Source organism: Burkholderia sp. HI2714 (assembly GCF_002223085.1).
GTDB lineage: Bacteria > Pseudomonadota > Gammaproteobacteria > Burkholderiales > Burkholderiaceae > Burkholderia > Burkholderia lata_D.
Genome location: NZ_NKFM01000150.1, coordinates 1 through 1192, shown reverse-complemented (window position 1 = coordinate 1192; position 1192 = coordinate 1). Strand labels below are relative to the sequence as shown.

The 1192-nt window shown below is 60.0% G+C and carries 1 protein-coding gene; it reads right to left on the bottom strand.

The features are described 5' to 3' along the window. Positions 1–39 precede the first annotated feature (39 nt). A protein-coding gene (locus tag CFB82_RS41565) for an IS3 family transposase (RefSeq protein WP_085962303.1) occupies positions 40–1127 on the bottom strand; the annotation gives its coding sequence in 2 pieces (ribosomal slippage) (positions 40–866 and positions 866–1127; 1089 coding nt in all). Positions 1128–1192: the final 65 nt, after the last annotated feature.

The following is a 1192-nucleotide window of genomic DNA, read 5'->3' as shown; positions in this document are numbered from 1 at the left end:
GGTAATCCCCCCGTTTTCCACGGGGTTCAGAAGTAGAAACTAAGCGGCCATGGCCAGCCGCTGCTTCGGCGTAAATCCGCCCAGGGCCATGTTCGGGCGGTCGTGATTGTAAGTCCACATCCAGTCGGTCGCGAAGCGCTGCACGTGGTCCAAGTCTTCCCAGTGGTACTGCGACAGCCATTCGTATCGCACGGTCCGGTTGAATCGCTCGACATACGCATTCTGCTGGGGCTTCCCCGGCTGGATGTAGTCGAGCTTGATGTCGTACTGCCGGGCCCATTCGGTGATCGCTGCACTTAGGTACTCGGGGCCGTTGTCACACCGAATCGCTTTCGGCCTGCCACGCCAACGGATGATCTGCCGTAGCGCACGGATCACCCGCTCCGACGGCAAGGAGAAGTCGATCTCAATTCCGAGCGCTTCGCGGTTGAAGTCGTCGATCACGTTGAACAGCCGGATGCTGCGCCCATCGGCCAGTTGGTCGTGCATGAAGTCCATCGACCAGACCTGGTTGACGGCAGACGGTACCGCCAGCGGCTCAGGTACCTGTCTGACCAGCCGCTTGCGCGGCTTGATCCGCAGGTTCAACTCCAGCTCGCGATAGATCCGGTACACCCGCTTGTGATTCCAGCCGAAGCCCTTCACGTTGCGCAGGTACAGGAAGCACAACCCGAAGCCCCAGTTCCGGTGGTTGTCGGTCAGACGCAGCAGCCAGTTCGCAATCTCGTCGTTCTCGGCATCGCGCACGTTGGCGTACCGATAGCAAGTCTGGCTGATCCCGAACGCCTCACATGCCAGCCGGATCGACACGCCTCGACTGGACACCGCATGCTTGGCCATCTCGCGCCGGCGAGATGGCCTCAGTCCTTTTTTGCGAGTGCCTCCGCGACGATCTCTGCCTTGATCTTCTCCTCGACGTACATCTTGCGCAGCCGGGCATTCTCAGCCTCCAGTTCCTTCATCCGTGCGATCAGCGACACATCCATGCCACCATATTTCGAGCGCCATTTGTAGAACGTCGCCGTGCTGATGCCCAGTTCCCGGCACAGGTCCGGTACCGCCAGCCCCGCCTCCACGCGCTTGAGCGCATCCATGATCTGGCTGTCCGTGAATCTCGACTTCTTCATTCTGTAGAACTCCCTCAACGAGAAAATTCTACTTCTGATCCCGCCGGTTCTGCGGGGGGATTACC